Annotated in this window: 13 protein-coding genes; 7 read left to right on the top strand and 6 right to left on the bottom strand. The window is 68.0% G+C overall.

Annotated elements, in window-relative coordinates; all coding sequences use genetic code 11:
• Nucleotides 1-35: 35 nt before the first annotated feature.
• Nucleotides 36-1,394: a DUF3422 family protein gene (locus JHL17_RS29495; RefSeq protein WP_247893884.1), complete on the bottom strand. Its 1,359-nt coding sequence runs from the start codon at nt 1,392-1,394 to the stop codon at nt 36-38.
• A 261-nt stretch (nt 1,395-1,655) separates the two neighbouring features.
• On the opposite strand from JHL17_RS29495, the gene tldD reads away from it, so the two are divergent.
• Together tldD and JHL17_RS29485 are read left to right on the top strand one after the other, a co-directional pair.
• The gene (gene tldD / locus JHL17_RS29490; RefSeq protein WP_200198188.1) at nt 1,656-3,089 is read left to right on the top strand and encodes a metalloprotease TldD; all 1,434 of its coding nucleotides are present in this window, start codon (nt 1,656-1,658) and stop codon (nt 3,087-3,089) included.
• 205 nt (nt 3,090-3,294) lie between these two features.
• Nucleotides 3,295-3,849, top strand: a complete 555-nt coding sequence (locus JHL17_RS29485; protein WP_200198187.1) for a glycine cleavage system transcriptional repressor — start codon at nt 3,295-3,297, stop codon at nt 3,847-3,849.
• A gap of 19 nt (nt 3,850-3,868) precedes the next feature.
• Here JHL17_RS29485 and sugE read toward each other — a convergent pair whose 3' ends face one another.
• A complete protein-coding gene (gene sugE, locus JHL17_RS29480) occupies nt 3,869-4,186 on the bottom strand; it encodes a quaternary ammonium compound efflux SMR transporter SugE (protein ID WP_200198186.1) in 318 nt (105 codons plus the stop codon).
• 224 nt (nt 4,187-4,410) lie between these two features.
• Between sugE and JHL17_RS29475 the strand changes: the two genes are divergently transcribed.
• The 3 genes from JHL17_RS29475 (at nt 4,411) to JHL17_RS29465 (ending at nt 9,428) form a co-directional block, all read left to right on the top strand.
• Nucleotides 4,411-4,734: an FAD assembly factor SdhE gene (locus JHL17_RS29475; RefSeq protein ID WP_200198185.1), complete on the top strand. Its 324-nt coding sequence runs from the start codon at nt 4,411-4,413 to the stop codon at nt 4,732-4,734.
• Between the two features lie 97 nt (nt 4,735-4,831).
• The gene (gene mfd, locus JHL17_RS29470; RefSeq protein WP_200198184.1) at nt 4,832-8,473 is read left to right on the top strand and encodes a transcription-repair coupling factor; all 3,642 of its coding nucleotides are present in this window, start codon (nt 4,832-4,834) and stop codon (nt 8,471-8,473) included.
• Nucleotide 8,474: 1 nt separating this feature from the next.
• On the top strand, nt 8,475-9,428 hold the full coding sequence (locus JHL17_RS29465) for an ACT domain-containing protein (RefSeq protein WP_200198183.1): 954 nt from the start codon (nt 8,475-8,477) through the stop codon (nt 9,426-9,428).
• A 91-nt stretch (nt 9,429-9,519) separates the two neighbouring features.
• Here the strand turns inward: JHL17_RS29465 and JHL17_RS29460 are convergent, their stop codons facing one another.
• Nucleotides 9,520-9,717 carry a hypothetical protein gene (locus tag JHL17_RS29460; RefSeq protein WP_200198182.1) on the bottom strand — a complete coding sequence of 66 codons (198 nt, stop codon included), beginning with the start codon at nt 9,715-9,717 and terminating at the stop codon, nt 9,520-9,522.
• A 57-nt stretch (nt 9,718-9,774) separates the two neighbouring features.
• Nucleotides 9,775-10,185: an HIT domain-containing protein gene (locus JHL17_RS29455; protein ID WP_200198181.1), complete on the bottom strand. Its 411-nt coding sequence runs from the start codon at nt 10,183-10,185 to the stop codon at nt 9,775-9,777.
• A gap of 256 nt (nt 10,186-10,441) precedes the next feature.
• On the opposite strand from JHL17_RS29455, the gene JHL17_RS29450 reads away from it, so the two are divergent.
• Together JHL17_RS29450 and JHL17_RS29445 are read left to right on the top strand one after the other, a co-directional pair.
• Nucleotides 10,442-13,051, top strand: a complete 2,610-nt coding sequence (locus JHL17_RS29450) for a glycosyltransferase family 2 protein (RefSeq protein WP_200198180.1) — start codon at nt 10,442-10,444, stop codon at nt 13,049-13,051.
• 103 nt (nt 13,052-13,154) lie between these two features.
• Nucleotides 13,155-13,721, top strand: coding sequence for a hypothetical protein (locus JHL17_RS29445; RefSeq protein ID WP_200198179.1), 567 nt, complete (start codon nt 13,155-13,157; stop codon nt 13,719-13,721).
• A gap of 224 nt (nt 13,722-13,945) precedes the next feature.
• Here the strand turns inward: JHL17_RS29445 and recA are convergent, their stop codons facing one another.
• Both recA and JHL17_RS29435 read right to left on the bottom strand, forming a co-directional pair.
• The gene (gene recA, locus JHL17_RS29440) at nt 13,946-15,025 is read right to left on the bottom strand and encodes a recombinase RecA (protein WP_194914146.1); all 1,080 of its coding nucleotides are present in this window, start codon (nt 15,023-15,025) and stop codon (nt 13,946-13,948) included.
• Between the two features lie 163 nt (nt 15,026-15,188).
• The gene (locus JHL17_RS29435) at nt 15,189-17,735 is read right to left on the bottom strand and encodes an ATP-binding protein (protein ID WP_200198178.1); all 2,547 of its coding nucleotides are present in this window, start codon (nt 17,733-17,735) and stop codon (nt 15,189-15,191) included.
• Nucleotides 17,736-17,855: the final 120 nt, after the last annotated feature.

Raw genomic sequence — 17,855 nt, 5'->3', positions numbered from 1 at the left:
GGCACAGCCGCGGAAATCCGGCCAGGATGTCGGCCTCAATGCTCCCCGACGAGCACCTTGCGAATCCGCCTCACCCCCGACCAGACGAAGGCGATGACGACGGGAATCATCACCCCGACCAGCATGTCGGGATCGACCTTCAGCCCGAAGCCCTTCAGCCCCTTCGCCGCATAGCCGACGATGCCGACGAGATAATAGCTGATCGCCACCACCGACAGCCCCTCGACGGTCTCCTGCAGGCGAAGCTGCAACTGGGCGCGGCGGTCCATCGACTGGAGCAGTTCGGCGTTCTGCCCTTCCACCGCGATCTCGACCCGGGTGCGCAGCAGGGTGCTGGCCCGCGCGACGCGCTGGGACAGCGAATCGAGCCGCTCCTCCACCGCCTCGCAGGTGCGGATCGCCGGGGTCAGGCGGCGGTCCATGAACTCCCGGACCGTCTGCAACCCCTCGATCCGGATCTCCCGCAGTTCCTCGATTCGCCGCTCCACCAACTCGTGATAGGCGCGGGCGGCACCGAATCGATAGGCGGTCTCGGCGGCGATCTGCTCGGTCTGGGCGGCCAGCAGGGTCAGGCGGTCGAGCAGGTCGCGTTCGTCCTGCAGGCCGCGCAGGCTGGCGATCCGGGTGGTGACGTCGGACAGCCCGGCCTCGATCGGGCCGATTCGCGGCAGCACGCCGCGCGCCATCGGCAGCGCCAGCAGGGCCAGCACGCGATAGGTCTCGATCTCCAGCAGCCGCTGGACGACGCGGCCGGTCTGGCGCGGCGTCATCGAATGGTCGATGACCAGCATGCGGGAGAAGCCGTCGCCATGGATGCGGAAATCGGTCCAGGCGGTGGCCGATCGCCCGGCGATCCGCGACCCGACATAGCTCTCCGACCCGAACATCGCCGCCATCATGGTCGGCGACGGCTCCGGCATGTCGGGAGCGAGCACGGCGACATGGATGCCGACCAGCAGTTCGCCCGGCAGGCCGGCCAGCCAGTCGCGCGGCAGGGCCTGCAGCGCCGGCTCCACGAAGGGATCGACCAGGGATCCTGACGGCATGGCGCTGGGGCGGAACACGGTCCAGGTCGAGAATTCGGTATGGCGTTCCCATTTCAGGTGGAAGCTGCCGAAGGAGGCGCTGTGATGGGTCGCGTCCTGCGGCGGCCGGACCACGCCGGCCCAGTCGCACAGCGCCTCCAGATGCCGCCGGTCGGCCTCCGCCGCCGCCTCTCCCGAAAGCATCGCCAGCATGGTAGCGCGCATCGGGGCGGTCAGCGATTCGGGGGGGCGGGCATGGACCTCGTTGGTCAGGCTCTGGCGCAGCGGATGGTCGCGCAACGGGCGCGGGCCGATCATGGCGCCGCCGGTTCCGGGCGTTCCCGCGCGCGCCAGGGTGTCCGTGGTCATACGCGCCGCTCCGTCGGTCATGATCCCCTCCGCCATCTCGGCACCGCCCCGCCAGCCATCAGGTTACACAATCCGGCATCGGCGAACTTGCCGGATCGCGCCAGCGTCGCCACACTATATCCAGCCGGTTAGAACACATCGTACGGCCGGGCGCGAGGTCGCCCGCTATGACACTGTGTCCTACCATGGAACAAGGCGATGGAATCAGCCCGGCCCTTGGGGTCGGGCCGGGTTCCGCCCCATCACAGGTTCGGAGTTTTCATGAGCGCGCTTGCCGTCACCGACGATCTCTTCTTCAACCGCGCCGGCATGGACCGCGCCCGCGTGGAAGGCGTCGTGCAGGACGCCCTGCACAGTGCCGACGATGGGGAGCTTTACCTCGAATATGCCCAGAGCGAGTCGCTGGGCTGGGACGACGGAAAGCTGAAATCCGCCAGCTTCGACACCACCCAGGGCTTCGGCCTGCGCGCCATCGCCGGCGAGGCGACCGGCTACGCCCATGCCAGCAACCTGTCGGAAGAGGCGATCCGCCGCGCCGCCGCCACCGTGCGCGCCGTGCAGGCCGGCCACACCGGCACGCTGGCCGAACCGCCGGCCGGCACCAACCGCGCGCTCTACATCCCCGACAATCCCCTGCACCTCGTCCCCTTCGAAGAGAAGGTGAAGCTGCTGGCCGACATCGACGCCTATGCCCGCGGCAAGGACGAGCGGGTGCGGCAGGTCAGCTGCTCGATCAGCGGCGAATGGCAGGCGGTGCAGATCATGCGCGCCGACGGCGTGCGCGTCGCCGACCTGCGGCCGCTGGTGCGGCTGAACGTCTCCGTCGTGGTGGCCGAGGGCGACCGGATGGAGACCGGCGGCTACGGCGGCGGCGGCCGGGTGACCTACGAACACTACATCCAGCCGGAAACCTGGCGCGGCTTCGTCGACGAGGCTCTGCGGCAGGCGCTGGTCAACCTCGGTTCCGTGCCCGCCCCTGCCGGCGAGATGACGGTGGTCCTGGGCAGCGGCTGGCCCGGCATCCTGCTGCACGAGGCCATCGGCCACGGGCTGGAGGGCGACTTCAACCGCAAGAAGACCTCCGCCTTCTCCGGCCTGCTGGGCCAGCGCATCGCCGCCCCCGGCGTCACCATCGTCGACGACGGCACCATCGAGAACTCGCGCGGCTCGATCAGCGTCGACGACGAGGGCACGCCCGGCCAGTGCACCACGCTGATCGAGGACGGCATCCTGGTCGGCTTCATGCAGGACCGCATGAACGCCCGCCTGATGGGCATGCGCCCGACCGGCAACGGCCGGCGCCAGAGCTTCGCCTACAACCCGATGCCGCGCATGACCAACACGGTGATGCGCAACGGCAACCACACGCCGGACGAGATCATCGCCTCGGTCAAGAAGGGCATCTACGCCAAGAACTTCGGCGGCGGCCAGGTCGACATCACCAACGGCAAGTTCGTCTTCTCCGCCAGTGAGGCCTACCTGATCGAGGACGGCAAGCTGGGGCCCGCCGTGAAGGGCGCCACCCTGATCGGCAACGGCCCGGACAGCCTGACCCGCGTGTCGATGATCGGCAACGACAGCCGCCTCGACCCCGGCGTCGGCACCTGCGGCAAGGACGGCCAGGGCGTGCCGGTCGGCGTCGGCCAGCCGACCCTGAAACTGGAAGGCCTGACGGTCGGCGGCACCGCCGCCTGACCCCTTAGATCGCGTCGATTTCCACGCCTCGACGAGGGGCCGGGCCGTTTCCGCGGTCCGGCCCCTTTCGCGTTCGAAGCTGCGACACCACTCCCACTCCGCGATTTTCCACTGGCGTTCCCGCCAACCCGCTTCGATGATCGCGCATGCGGACGGCACGGCCAACCCCGTGCCCCTCGAAGAAAAACGATACGGGAGATGTGCGATGGCGACGGATTCGACCAAGCTGGACCCGGCTGGCGGGCTCGCCCTGGTTTCCACCTTCTGCCCCGACCGGGTCGGGCTGGTCTCCGGCATCACCAGCCACCTGTTCGAGCAGGGCATCAACCTGCGCGACGCCAGCTTCGCCTCGCTCGGCACCGGGGCCGAGTTCTCCGCCGTCTGCGAACTGCCCGGCGGGCTGACGGTGGCCGACTTGCAGGCCAGCCTGTCGTCCCTGCCCGTCCTGGCCGGCGCCGAGGTGAAGGTCACCCCCTTCGCCTTCGATCCCCAGCCCGGCCCGCAGGCGCTGGTCACCCACCGTGTCGAGGTGTCGGGCGGCGACCAACCCGGCCTCGTCGCCCGCCTGTCGGAGATCTTCACCCAGTTCGACGCCAACATCGTCCGGCTGGACGCGCAGACCCTGCCGGACCGCGTCGGCGAGCGTTACGTCCTGCGCTTCTCGGTGTCGATCCCGCCGGAACGGGCGGAGGTCTGCCTGTCGGCGGTGGCGAACACCGCGGAGACCTTGGCGCTGACCTGCCGGACGGAGGTGCTGTGAGGGGACATTCGGCGCCCCCTCACCCATGCAGGACTTTCAGCCCCAGGATCCCGCCGATGATCGCCGCGATGCACAGCAGCCGCAGCGCCCCGGCGGGCTCGCCGAACAGCATCATGCCCAGCAGGGCGGTGCCCACCGTGCCGATTCCGGTCCACACCGCATAGGCGGTGCCGAGCGGCAGGCTCTTCAGCGCCGTCCCGAGCAGCAACAGGCTCACCAACATCGCGGCGGCGGTCAGGATGCTCGGGACGAGGCGGGTGAATCCTTCGGTGTATTTCAAGCCGACGGCCCAGCCGATTTCGAACAGGCCGGCGAAGAACAGCGTGACCCACGCCATGACGGCGACTCCGTCTTGGAATGGCGGGGTCGTCCCCACCCGGTTACCCACTTCCATCGACGGGGTCGTCCCCGCAGGCCAACCGGCACATAGGACATCCCCACCCCATGGTCAAGCCGGCCTGCCAATCTTGCATCGCCGCCCCGGCCCGTGCAGGATGGGGTTCCTGAATGGTTCCCCCCTTCGCCGCTGGTGGCGCTGGGGGCTTTCGACGTTGGACTGCAATGACTGAAAACGGCACCCCCCCGGCTTCCGAGACGCCGGCTTCCGAGAAGGCCGAATCGCTCGAGAACCGGCGCAAGCGGCTGCGCTTCCGCTCCTGGCACCGCGGCACGCGCGAGATGGACCTGCTGATGGGCAGCTTCGCCGACGCCCATGTCGGCGATTTCGACCATGCGATGCTCGACCGCTTCGAGGCGCTGCTGGAGCTTGGCGATCCCGACCTCTACGATTGGATGTCGGGACGGGAGCCGGTGCCGTCCGAGCATGACACCGACGTGATGCGCCTGTTGACGGCGTTCCGATACACACCACGTCAAGGCTCCTGACGGAGCCGGTCAAGGCTCCCGACGGAGCCGGTCAAGGCTCCCGACGGAGCCGGTCAAGGCTCCTGACTCTCTTCCCGTATTCCCGAGGCATCCCCCTTTGGTCAGTTACGATCTCCAGCCCGGCCGTGCCGGCCGTCTCCTGATCGGCGGCGCGCCCGAGGGCCACGACGCCCGCATTCTGGCGGAGCTTGCGCAGAAGGCCGGCGGCTACGGCCTGCTGCATGTGGCGCTGGACGACACGCGCTGCGCCCTGCTGGCGGAGGCGCTGGCCTTCTTCGCGCCGAAGCTGGAGGTGCTGACCTTCCCGGCCTGGGACTGCCTGCCCTATGACCGGGTGTCGCCGAACGGCGGCATCGTCGCCCGGCGCATCGACACGCTGACCCGGCTGCTCGCAAGGCGCGAGGCGGCGGCCAACCGCGACGGGCTGGCGCCGCTGGTCGTGCTGACCACCGTCAACGCCGTGGTGCAGAAGGTGCCGCCGCGCAGCGCCTTCAAGAACGCGGTCTTCACCGCCAAGCTGCGCGACCGGATCGACCTGGAGAAGCTGCAGCGCTACCTCGCCGGCAACGGCTACACCCGTGCCCAGACGGTGCGGGAACCGGGCGAGTTCGCGGTGCGCGGCGGCATCGTCGACCTGTTCCCGCCCGGCACCGAGGAGCCGCTGCGCCTCGACCTGTTCGGCGACGAGCTGGAGGGGGTGCGCGCCTTCGATCCGATGACCCAGCGCACCACCGACAAGCGCGATCACGTCGAGCTGAAGCCGATGTCGGAGGTCTTCCTCGACGATGCCGGGATCGCCCGCTTCCGCTCCGGCTACCGCGAGCTGTTCGGTGCGGTGACCGACGACGACCCGCTCTACGAGGCGATCTCCGCCGGCCGCTCCTATGGCGGTATGGAACATTGGCTGCCGCTGTTCCACGAGAGCATGGACACGCTGCCGGACTATCTGCCGCGCGGCATCGTCAGCCTGGACCATCAGGCCAGCGAGGCGCGCGACGCCCGCATCGCCCAGGTGGTCGATTTCCATGCCTCGCGCGACACGATGATGACCATCGAGAAGCGCGCCGGGTCGCCGGTCTACAAGCCGGTGCCGGTCGCCTCGATGTTCCTCGATACCCTCGGCTGGGACGCGTTGATGGCGGAGCGTGCGGTGGCGCAGCTCCAGATCTTCTCCACGCCCCCCGGCATCAAGGGGACGGTCGACGCCGGCGGCAAGCGTGGCCACGACTTCGCCGAGGAGCGCAACCGTCCCGACGTCAACGTCTTCGACGCGGTGAAGGACCATATCCGGGCACTGCGTGCCGACGGCCGCCGCGTGCTGATCGCGGGATATTCCGCCGGGTCGCGCGACCGCCTGTCCAACGTTCTGGCCGACCACGGCATCCCCGGCCTGGAGCCGGCGGAGAGCATGGAGGACGTCCGCCGCTTCGACCGCGGCATCATCGGCACCATCGTGCTGGGAATGGAGCATGGCTTCACCTCCGCCGACCTCGCCGTCATCACCGAACAGGACATCCTCGGCGACCGGCTGGTCCGTCCGCACAAGAGGAAGCGCAAGGCCGCCAACTTCATCGCCGAGCATTCGGCCCTGCACGAGGGCGACATCGTCGTCCACATGGACCACGGCATCGGCCGCTACGACGGGCTGGAGACGCTGGAGGTCACCGGCGCCCCGCACGACTGCCTGCGCCTGGTCTACGAGGGCGGCGACAAGCTCTACGTCCCGGTCGAGAACATCGAGGTGCTGTCCCGCTACGGCTCGGAAGACGCCAATGTCCAGCTCGACAAGCTGGGCGGCGCCGGCTGGCAGGGCCGCAAGGCCAGGGTCAAGAAGCGCCTGAAGGACATGGCGGAAGCCCTGCTGAAGATCGCCGCCGAGCGCATGCTGAAGAAGGCAGATCCGGTGCTGACGCCGGAAGGCGTCTATCAGGAATTCGCCGCCCGTTTCCCCTATCCGGAGACCGACGACCAGCTGAAGGCGATCGAGGACATCTTCACCGACCTCGGCAGCGGCCGGCCGATGGACCGGCTGGTCTGCGGCGACGTCGGCTTCGGCAAGACCGAGGTGGCTCTGCGCGCCGCCTTCATGGTGGCGATGAGCGGCAAGCAGGTCGCCGTCGTCGTGCCGACCACCCTGCTCGCCCGCCAGCATTTCCGCACCTTCTCCACCCGCTTCAACGGGCTGCCGGTGCGTGTCGTCCAGTTGTCGCGGATGGTCACCGCCCGCGAACAGACGCTGGTGAAGAAGGAACTGGCGGAGGGCACCGCCGACATCGTCGTCGGCACCCACGCCCTGCTCGCCAAAGGCCTCGACTTCAAGCGCCTCGGCATGGTGATCGTCGACGAGGAGCAGCATTTCGGCGTGAAGCAGAAGGAGCGTCTGAAGGAACTGCGCGCCGACATCCATGTGCTGACGCTGACCGCCACGCCGATCCCGCGCACGCTGCAGATGGCTCTGTCCGGCGTGCGCGAGCTGTCGCTGATCGCCACCCCGCCGGTCGACCGTCTGGCGGTGCGCACCTTCGTCCTGCCCTACGATCCGGTGGTGATCCGCGAGGCGATCCTGCGCGAGCATTACCGCGGCGGCCAGTCCTTCTATGTCTGCCCGCGCGTCGAGGATCTGGCGAAGGTCGCCGAGCGGGTGCGAGACCTGGTGCCGGAGGTGAAGATCGTCACCGCCCATGGCCAGATGGCGGCCAGCGAGTTGGAAGACGTGATGACCGCCTTCGACGAGGGCAAGTTCGAGGTCCTGCTCGCCACCAACATCATCGAGAGCGGCCTGGACATCCCCAACGCCAACACGCTGATCGTCCACCGCGCCGACCTGTTCGGTCTGGCCCAGCTCTACCAGATCCGCGGCCGCGTCGGCCGGTCGAAGAAGCGCGGCTACGCCTACCTGACCTATGCGCCGAACAAGCCGCTGAGCGGCACCGCCCAGCAGCGCCTGCACGTCATCGAGACGCTGGACAGCCTTGGGGCCGGCTTCCAGCTCGCCAGCCACGACATGGACATCCGCGGCGCCGGCAACCTGCTGGGCGAGGAGCAGTCGGGTCAGGTGCGCGAAGTCGGTGTCGAACTTTACCAGCAGATGCTGGAAGAGGCCGTCGCCAGCGCCCGCTCCGCGATGCAGGAGGGGGCCGTCGCCGCCGCGGCGGCGCAGGAATGGGTGCCGCAGATCAACCTGGGCACGCCGGTGCTGATCCCGGAAAGCTATGTTCCCGACCTGACGGTGCGCCTGTCGCTCTACCGCCGCATCGCCGATCTGGTCGACCGCGCCGAGGTCGACGGCTTCGCCGCCGAACTGATCGACCGTTTCGGCAAGCTGCCGGAGGAGGTCGAGAACCTGCTGGACGTCGTCACCGTCAAGCGCTGGTGCAAACAGGCCAACATCGACCGGGTCGATGCCGGCCCGAAGGGGCTGGTGCTGGCCTTCCACGACAATTTCTATGCCGAGCCGGCCAAGCTGCTGACCTACATCGCCCAGCACCTGACGCTGATGAAGCTGCGGCCCGACCACAAGCTGGTCTACAGCCGCGAATGGCCCGATCCGCAGGCCCGCGTGCGCAGCGTGCAGAAGCTGGTGAAGGATCTGGCGGAAATGGCGTCCGGTGGCGGCGTGCCGCGCGGCGAGACTCCGCCGCCGCCCCCTCCCCCGCCGCCGCCGAAGCCGACCGGCGCCAAGGTCGCCTCGCGCTTCGGCACGCCGTCGCGGTTCGGCCGTCCGACCGGGCGGCGCTGAGATGGATGAGTTGATCCGCAACGCGTCGCTGGCCCGTCGGCTGGCGATCGGCGACCGGCGGGCGGTGGGCGATGCCCCGTCGGTCGCGGACGAGGTGTCGGCCGACCGCGGCAAGCTGGAGGAGCTGGTCGGCTGCCTGTTCGACCGCAACGCCAGCGTGCGCATGCGCGCCGCCGACGCGCTGGAGCGCGTATCGCGCGGCAATCCGGGTTGGCTGGACCCCTATGTCGAGCATCTGCTGACCGACGCCGTCGCCATCGAGCAGGCGGAGGTCCGCTGGCACATCGCCCAGATCGTGCCGCGCCTGACCATGACCGAAGAGCAGCGCCACCGCGCCGCCGTCCTGCTGGCCGACTGGTTCGAGAACAGCCCGAGCCGGATCGTCCAGACCAGCGCCTTGCAGGCGGTGGTCGATCTCGCCGAGTCGGACGCCGGCCTGCGCGCCACCTCGGCGGAGATGCTGGGCCGTGCCATGCGCTCGGGCGTACCGTCGCTGGCCGCCCGCGCCCGGCGCATCCTGAAGCCCTTCGAGGTGGACGAGGCGACGCTGAGCGCGGCCTTGGTGCGCGAGCAGAGCGGCCTGACCCTGACGATCCTGCCCGACCGGCTGGCGGTGGCGCAGCTGCCACCGGGCAGCGGCCTGCCGGACTGGCTCGACTGGACCGACCCGCTGGTCGGCGCCACCCGGACGGGCGACGAGCTGTCGATCCTCTGCCGCGAGGAGTGCGTGCCCGACGGGGTCAAGGCCGAACGCGGCTGGCGCGCCTTCCGGGTCGAGGGGGTGGTGGATTTCTCGCTGTTCGGCATCCTGGCCCGCATCGCCGTGCCGCTGGCCCAGGCCCATCTGCCGATCTTCGCGATCTCCACCTACAACACCGACTATGTGCTGGTCCGTGCCGACGATCTTGACAAGGCGGCCGACGTGCTGGCGCTGAGCTGCACGGTGAAGCGGTAGGGGCGGATTGCCCCCACCCTCCCACGCTGGCGCGTGGGTCCCCTCTCCCTCGAAGAGGGGGAGGGTTAGGGAGGGGGCAAAGCTTCTCCTTTCAAACCCCTCCCCCCTCGCGTTGGCTTCGCTCGACGATCTCCTCGCGCTCGCCCATCTCCTCCCACTTCTTCTGGACGGGCTTGTCGGGATCGCCCGACGCCTTGCCGGTCTCGTCGACCAGCTTGTCCTCGATTCGCTGGGCAGCCTCGGACGGGGCGTCGGAAGTCACGGATTTGGAGCGGTCCTGGTCGGCCATGGTGGCGGTCTCCCGAAAAGATGGCTGACCACTCAAACACTCGTGAACCGACAAAGTTCACCCGACCGAATGAAGCGCTTCCGCCAGCCGCTCCGCCAGCGTCGCCGCCTCGGCCTCCTCATAGGGCTCGGCATGGCCGGAGCCCCAGACCGGACCGGGCCATGCCGGATCGCCGCGCGTCCGCCCGATCACATGGACGTGCAGCTGCGGCACCATGTTGCCCAGCGCCCCGACATTCATCTTGTCCGGCGCGAACAGACGCTCCAACACGCGCGAGGCTTGTGCGATTTCCCGCATCAGCGCCGCCTGATCGTCCTCTTCCAGCCGGTGGATCTCGACCGCACCGTCGCGCATCGGCACCAGGATCAGCCAGGGCCACAGCCGGTTGTTCATCAGCAGCACCCGGCAAAGCCCCAGATCGGTCACAGGACGGGTGTCGGCCCGCAGCCGTTCGTTAAGGGAAAACATGCTTCACTCCATTCATGGCCTGCGCCGGGGGATCGGCCGGGAATAAACCGGACGCCGCCCTGTTATAGCCGGCAGTGGCGGGGCAACCGCGAAGCTTGTATATAAGGCCGTACGCGCCGGTCCTACGGCGCAGCGGCATTCGTTGGACGATTCTTAAGTTCGGTCCGAGGCAATGGTCGGGGCGGCAACGATCCCCTTGCGCCATTTCCACGGGCCGTATCCATGTTTTCTGGTGCGGCGAGCGAGAACGACTCACATGCGGAAATCGGCCTTCGCGGTTCTGATCCTGGTGATCCTCGGCAACATCGTCTTCTGGGCGCTGTGGAACCGCCCGGTGGACGAACGGTCCTGGGCCGGCGCCATCACCGGCGTCGCCTATACCCCCTTCCACTCCGACAAGAGCCCGTCGAAGGGCGACAAGGCATCCGCCGACGACATCGAGAAGGACATGGATGCGCTGGAAGGCGCAGTGAAGGCCGTCCGGACCTATTCGACCACCGACGGTTCGGAAATGGTGGCGGGGATCGCCGCCAAGCACGGACTGCCGGTCACCGCCGGCGCCTGGACCACCGGCAAGCCGGAGATCGACGAGCCGGAACTCGCCGGCCTGATCAAGCTGGCCCGTTCCAACAGCAACGTCCGCCGCGTGCTGGTCGGCAACGAGGCGATCCTGCGCGCCGACCTGACGGTCCCGCAGGCCATCGAATACGTCAAGCGGGTGAAGAAGAAGGTCAACGTCCCGGTCTCCATCGCCGAGCCGTGGCACGTCTGGCTGAAGAACCCCGAGCTGGCCGATGCGGTCGACTTCCTCGCCGTCCACCTGCTGCCCTATTGGGAAGGCGTGCCGGTCGACCAGTCGGTCGATTACGCCATGTTCCGCTACAACGAGCTGAAGGCGAAGTTCCCCAACAAGCACATCCTGATCGGCGAGATCGGCTGGCCGGCCGATGGCCCGTGGCGCCGCGGCGCCGAGGCCAGCCAGGTCAACCAAGCCAAGTTCATTCGCAACTTCCTGAACGTCGCCGCTCAGAACAAGCTCGACTACTTCATCATGGAGGCCTTCGACCAGCCCTGGAAGCGGGAGATCGAGGGCACCGCCGGCACCAGCTGGGGCCTGTGGGATTACCAACGCAACCCGAAATTCCCGATGATCGGCGGCGTGAACGAGATCCGCAACTGGGAGATCAAGTGCGCCACCGCGGTGGCGCTGGGCTTCCTGCCGCTGGTGTTTTTCCTGTGGCGCCGCGGCGACCTGAAGATCGGCGGCCAGATCTTCTACGGCGCGTTGATCCAGGCCGTCGCCTCCGTCCTGGTCTTCACCGTCAGCGCGGCATCGGCCGCCGGGCTCGCGCTCACCACCGAGATCGCCTGGGGCCTGCTGATCTTCTGCCAGCTCGTGCTGTTCGCGGTCATGCTGATCGACGGCATGGAGCTGACCGAGGTGGTCTGGCAGCACAAGTTCAAGCGCAAGTTCGTTCCCTGTTCCGCCGCCCCGCTGCCGAACGCGGCGAAGGTGTCGATCCATGTGCCGTGCTACAACGAGCCGCCGCACATGGTCATGCAGACGCTGGACGCGCTGGCCGCCCTCGACTACCCGAACTACGAAGTCCTGCTGCTCGACAACAACACCAAGGATCCGGCGGTCTGGCGTCCGATCGAGGAGTATTGCCGGAAACTGGGGCCGAAGTTCCGCTTCTTCCACCTCGACAACTGGCCGGGCTTCAAGGCCGGTGCCTTGAATTTCGGCTTGGCGCAGACCGCCCCCGATGCCGAGCACATCGCCGTCATCGACAGCGACTATCAGGTCCATCCCGACTGGCTGAAGGCGACCATCCCGCATTTCAGCCGGCCGGAGGTCGGCTTCGTCCAGTCGCCGCAGGACTATCGCGAGTGGGAACACGATCTGTTCCAGCGCATGACCAACTGGGAATATGCCGGCTTCTTCCACATCGGCATGATCCAGCGCAACGAGCGCAACGCGATCATCCAGCACGGCACGATGACCATCATCCGCAAGTCGGCGCTGGAAAAGGTCGGCCGCTGGGGCGAGTGGTGCATCACCGAGGATGCCGACCTCGGCCTGCGCCTGTTCGAGCATGGCTATGAGGCGGTCTACATGCCGGAAAGCTACGGCAAGGGCCTGGTTCCCGACAGCTTCTCCGCCTACAAGACGCAGCGTTTCCGCTGGGCCTATGGCGCCGTGCAGATCCTGAAGCACCATTGGCGGCAGCTGTCGCCGGGGGCCAAGGAGCTGACAGCCGGTCAGAAGTACCATTTCATCACCGGTTGGCTGCCCTGGTTCGCCGACGCCGCCCATATGGTGTTCGGCATCGCCGGCATCCTGTGGTCGATCGGCCTGATGGCCTTCCCCAAATATTTCGAGTTCCCGCCCAACGTCTTCATGATCCCGACGCTCAGCGTCTTCGCCTTCAAGGTCGGCGCCTCGCTCTGGCTCTACGAGGCGCGGGTGAAGTGCGGCTTCTGGGACAAGGTCGGCGCAGCGGTGGCCGGCATGGCGCTGACCCACACGGTCGGCCGCGCCATGTGGCTGGGCATGTTCACCTCCGGCCGCCCCTTCGTCCGCACGCCGAAATGCGAGAACCAGCCGGCGCTGATGCAGGCCTTCCTGATGGCGCGGGAGGAGTTGGTGCTGCTGGTGTCGCTGTGGGGTGCGGCGCTGGCGATCGTCATGGTCTTCGGCCATGAGAACCGTGACGCCTTCATGTGGTCGGGCCTGCTGGTGGTGCAGTCGCTGCCCTATCTGGCTGCCTTCATCACCGCGCTGATCAACGTCTTCCCGACTCTGGGTTTCGGCAGGAACAAGCCGGAACCGGCCGACGGCGCGGTGGCCGGCGCCGGCGACTGATGGTCATAGGCCGGCGCTTCGGCTTGGAAGGAAGCGCCGGCTCTGCCAGACTTGATCGCTGACGGGGCGGTTCCCCGGGAGGCGGCCATCTGGGAGACTGTCCATGTCCGGCAATGTCCACGGTGTCGGCCCACCGGAGTTCAGCGTCCGCACCACCGCCGGCGTCGAGCGGAGCGGCAGCGCCACCGACCGCAATCAGAAGCGCAATCCACGTCAGGAACAGCGGGAGCGCGAGCAGGAACGGCGTGACCACGCCTTGCCGAATCCGCAACGCCGCCGCCTCTACGACCTTCTGTTCGACGAGGTCGACCAACTCGACGGGATGGACGAAGGACAGCGGGCACGGCTGAAGGACAATCTGCGCAGCCACCTGTCCCGCCGTACCCCGGCATCCGTAGCCACGCCCGTCACGGCCCCTCATGACGAAGAGGCCCTGGCCGAAGCCTTGCTGAAGGACCCGGCGGCCCCGCTCCCCGTCGATCCCGAATATATCGTCCAGGCCGCGACCGCAGCCGCGCCGGAGCTGGATCCGGAAACCGCAAAACTGGCCGAGCAGCTGCGCGACTGCCTCTCCCGCAACACCGACCGGGCTCGCAAGGTGGCGGTCTACCTGCACCTGCTGCTGACGCTGGAGGGAGCGTTCCGGCCGCATATGGTGATGGATGTGTGAGGGTGTCGCCTCGCCTTGGTGTCCGCCGACGCGTGCCCCCACCTAGCCTCCCCCGCTGGGCGGGGGAGGGGCTGCCGCCGCTCTTCCAAACACGCTCCATTCCCTCTCCCGCCCAGCGGGGGAGGGTCAGGGTGGGGGCATCGGAGCGGAAACCTCTCCAAATGCAAGAAAGCCCCGCTTCCCTCAGGGGAAGCGGGGCTTTCTCATGCCATACCCGTCCGGCGTCACTCCGGCGTGGAGGCTTCGCCGTCGGCTTCCGGGGTGCCCATCATCGCGTCGGCGACCAGACCGGCGTTGCCCCGGATCTTGGCCTCGATCGCGTCGGCCATCTCGGGGTTGTTGCGCAGATAGGTCTTGGCGTTCTCGCGGCCCTGGCCGATGCGGGTACCGTCATAGCTGAACCACGCACCCGATTTGTCGACGACGCCGGCCTGGATGCCGAGATCGAGCAGTTCGCCCACCTTCGACACGCCCTCGCCATACATGATGTCGAACTCGACCACGCGGAACGGCGGGGCCATCTTGTTCTTCACCACCTTGACGCGGGTCTGGTTGCCGACGACGGTGTCGCGGTCCTTGATCGCGCCGATGCGGCGGATGTCGAGGCGCACCGAAGCGTAGAACTTCAGCGCGTTGCCGCCGGTCGTCGTTTCCGGGTTGCCGAACATCACGCCGATCTTCAGGCGGATCTGGTTGATGAAGATCACCAGGCAGTTCGACTTGGAGATGGAGCCGGTCAGCTTGCGCAGCGCCTGGCTCATCAAGCGGGCATGCAGGCCGACATGGCTGTCGCCCATCTCGCCTTCCAGTTCGGCGCGCGGCACCAGGGCCGCCACCGAATCGACCACCAGCACGTCGATGGCGCCGGAGCGCACCAGCGTGTCGGCGATCTCCAGCGCCTGCTCGCCGGCGTCCGGCTGGGAGATCAGCAGTTCGTCGATGTTGACGCCGAGCTTGCGGGCATAGGACGGGTCGAGCGCATGCTCGGCGTCGACGAAGGCGCAGGTGCCGCCGGCCTTCTGGGCCTGGGCGATGGCGTGCAGCGCCAGCGTGGTCTTGCCCGAGCTTTCCGGCCCGTAGATTTCGATGATGCGGCCCTTCGGCAGGCCGCCGATGCCCAGCGCGATGTCGAGCCCCAGGGAGCCGGTGGAAATCACCTCCGTCTCGACCAGGTTCTCACGGGCACCGAGCTTCATGATCGAGCCCTTGCCGAACGCGCGTTCGATCTGGCTCAGGGCGGCATCGAGCGCCTTCTGCTTGTCCATGGAATCCTTCTCGACCAAACGAAGCTGTGCGGACGACATGCCCGGTACCCCTCTCTTAGAACACACGGTCGGCGCTCTTGCAACGAGACTGAATGTACTCTTTTCGTTCTCGTTTGCAAGCGTTGATGTTGCCTGTGCGTTCCTATTTTCCGGCCTGTTCCGACCGGTGTTCCGAGGGCGTTTTCGCGGACGAATTCGCGCTTCACTTGGTGTCGCGGATGACCTCCTTCACCTTGGATGCGAGCTGCTTCAACGAGAAGGGCTTGGGCAGGAAATGGGACACCTCGACGCCGTCGATCTCGCCCAGGCGATCCTCGGCATAGCCGGAGATGAAGATCACCCGCATCTCCGGACGCAGCCTGCGGACATGGCGGGCCAGGGTCGGGCCGTCCATCTGCGGCATCACCACGTCGGTGATCAGCAGGTCGATGGAGGCGCCGTTGGTCTCGATCTGCTGCAGGGCCGCCTCGCCGTTCTTCGCCTCCAGCACATGGTAGCCCTTGTTGCGGAGCGCGCGGGCGGAGAAGACGCGCACGGCGTCCTCATCCTCCACCAGCAGGATGGTGCCGGTGCCGGTCAGGTCGCTGCCGCGCCGTTCCCGCGGTTCGGCGGTGTCGACCGGGCGCAGTTCGCCCTGGTGGTGCGGCAGCAGGATGGTGAAGGTCGTTCCCTCCCCCACCGCCGAATCGACCAGAACGAAACCGCCGGTCTGCCGCACGATGCCGTAGACCGTCGACAGGCCGAGCCCGGTGCCCGACCCGACCTCCTTGGTGGTATAGAAGGGCTCGAAGATGCGTTGCAGGTTTTCGCGCGCGATACCGCAGCCGGTGTCGATCACGTCGACGGAGACGTAGCTGCCGGGCGGTACCGTCTCATGCTCCCGCCGCTCCGGCTGGGTGACGACGTGGTTGGTGGTGTTGATGGTCAGTTTGCCGCCGCCGGCCATGGCATCGCGGGCGTTGACCACTAGGTTGATGATCACCTGTTCCAGCTGGTTCTGGTCGACCTTGACCAGCCCCAGGTCGCGGCCGTGGATCATCTTCAGTTCGATGTTCTCGCCGATCAGCCGGCGCAGCAGGTTGGCCAACTCCGCCAGCACGTCCGTCACGTTGATGACGCGCGGCTGCAGCGTCTGCTGGCGCGAGAAGGCCAGCAGCTGCCGCACCAGATTGGCGGCGCGGTTGGCGTTCTGCTTGATCTGCATGATGTCGCTGAAGGACTGGTCGCCCGGCTTGTGCCGCAGCAGCAGCAGGTCGCAGAAGCCGATCATCGCCGTCAGCAGGTTGTTGAAGTCGTGCGCCACGCCGCCGGCGAGCTGGCCGACCGCCTGCATCTTCTGCGACTGGGCGAACTGGGCCTCCAGGCTCTTGCGTTCGGTCATGTCGATGAAGTGCAGGATCAGGCCGACGCCGTCCGCACGGCTCCCATCCCCCCTGCCCCCATCTCCCCTGCCGTCGGTACGCACCGGGTTGGCGAGGCGCCGGGCATAGAGCTGGGCGGTCAACTCCCGCCCGCCGGACAGCCGCACCTCCAGCGGATGGGCCGGGTCGGCACCGCCCTGCACCGACTTCAGCCGGGCGGTCACCGCCTCGCGCTCCGCCGGGACGATCAGGTCGGCCATCGGGCGGTTGATGACGCTGCCCGCCTCGCTGCCGATCAGCGCCAGGAAGGCCTCGTTGCATTCCGTCAACTGGCCGGTCTCGTCGACCAGGGCGATGCCGATCGGCGCATCCTCGAAGAAGCGCTGGAAGCGCTGCTCGGACTGGCGCAGCGCCTCCTGCCACTCCCGCTCCGGCGACAGGTCGCGCACCACCGACCGGGTGTGGATGGCGCCGTCGTCGGCATGCACCACGCTCTGCGCCACCGCCACCTGGAAGCGGCGCCCGCGCAGCCCCACCATGGTCAGCTCGCCGCGCTGGTCGCCGCCGCCATGGTCGAACAGGTCGTAGGGGGCGGCCAGAGCCGGCGGCGTGGCCAGGATGCCGTGCAGACGCGCTTCGCCGTCGGTCAGGTCGCCGGGCGAGGCCTCCAGCCATTGGGCCAGCATGGCGTTGACGAACAGGAATTGGCCGGTCTGGTCGACCGAGAAGAAGCCGACGGGCGCATGCTCCATGAAGTCGGCGAGCTTGGCCTGCTCGCGCAGCATGACGTGCTCAAGCTCCCGCCGGGCGGTGATGTCCTCGATCCGCCAATGGACGGAGCCGGGGAAACCGGCCACCGGCTGGCCCTGCACCTTGCGCCATTCCGGCGGTTGGCCGTCCAGTGCCGGGATCGCCAGCTCGGCCGAGGCGGCGGCCCCCGCCCTCACCCGTTCGCGCAGGCGGCGGAACTCGCGCGCGCTGTCGGGATCGCCGGAGAACTGGCGCGCCAGGGCGTCCAGCGGCCGCTCGCCGCGGCGCCAGCCCGCCAGTTCGCGGAAGGCGGCGTTGACGAACACCACCTCCTCCGTCCCGTCGCACACCAGCTGTCCGGCCGGCATCCCTTCCAGCGCGCCGCCGAGCAGTGCGCCGATATGCGCCGACCGCCTCACCACCAGAATGCTGCGGCCGATCAGCAGCGCCACGCCGGCGGCGGCCAGCACCGCCCCCAGCCAGACAAGTCCTTCGCGGTCCAGCAGCAGGCCGGCGGCCAGCACCAGCAGCCCGGCCGGCGCCAGCGCATATTGCGCCAGCATCAAGACCCCGCCGGACGATGCCCGGCGGTTCACTGCATTGCGTGCGGTGTCGGAAAGGGAAGTTGTCTCGTCCACCAATACTCCAAACCCCACACGGTCTTCCCGGGAAATGCCCTGGACCGGACATATCCGTCGCGCCGCCTGCGATCGTCGGCCGTCCCACCCGCCCCATCAGCCGTCACGGGCTCAACCGTC

The sequence above is a fragment of the Azospirillum endophyticum genome, assembly GCF_016595245.1.
Taxonomy (GTDB): Bacteria; Pseudomonadota; Alphaproteobacteria; order Azospirillales; family Azospirillaceae; genus Azospirillum; species Azospirillum endophyticum.
This window is presented reverse-complemented; position numbering and strand designations above follow the sequence as displayed.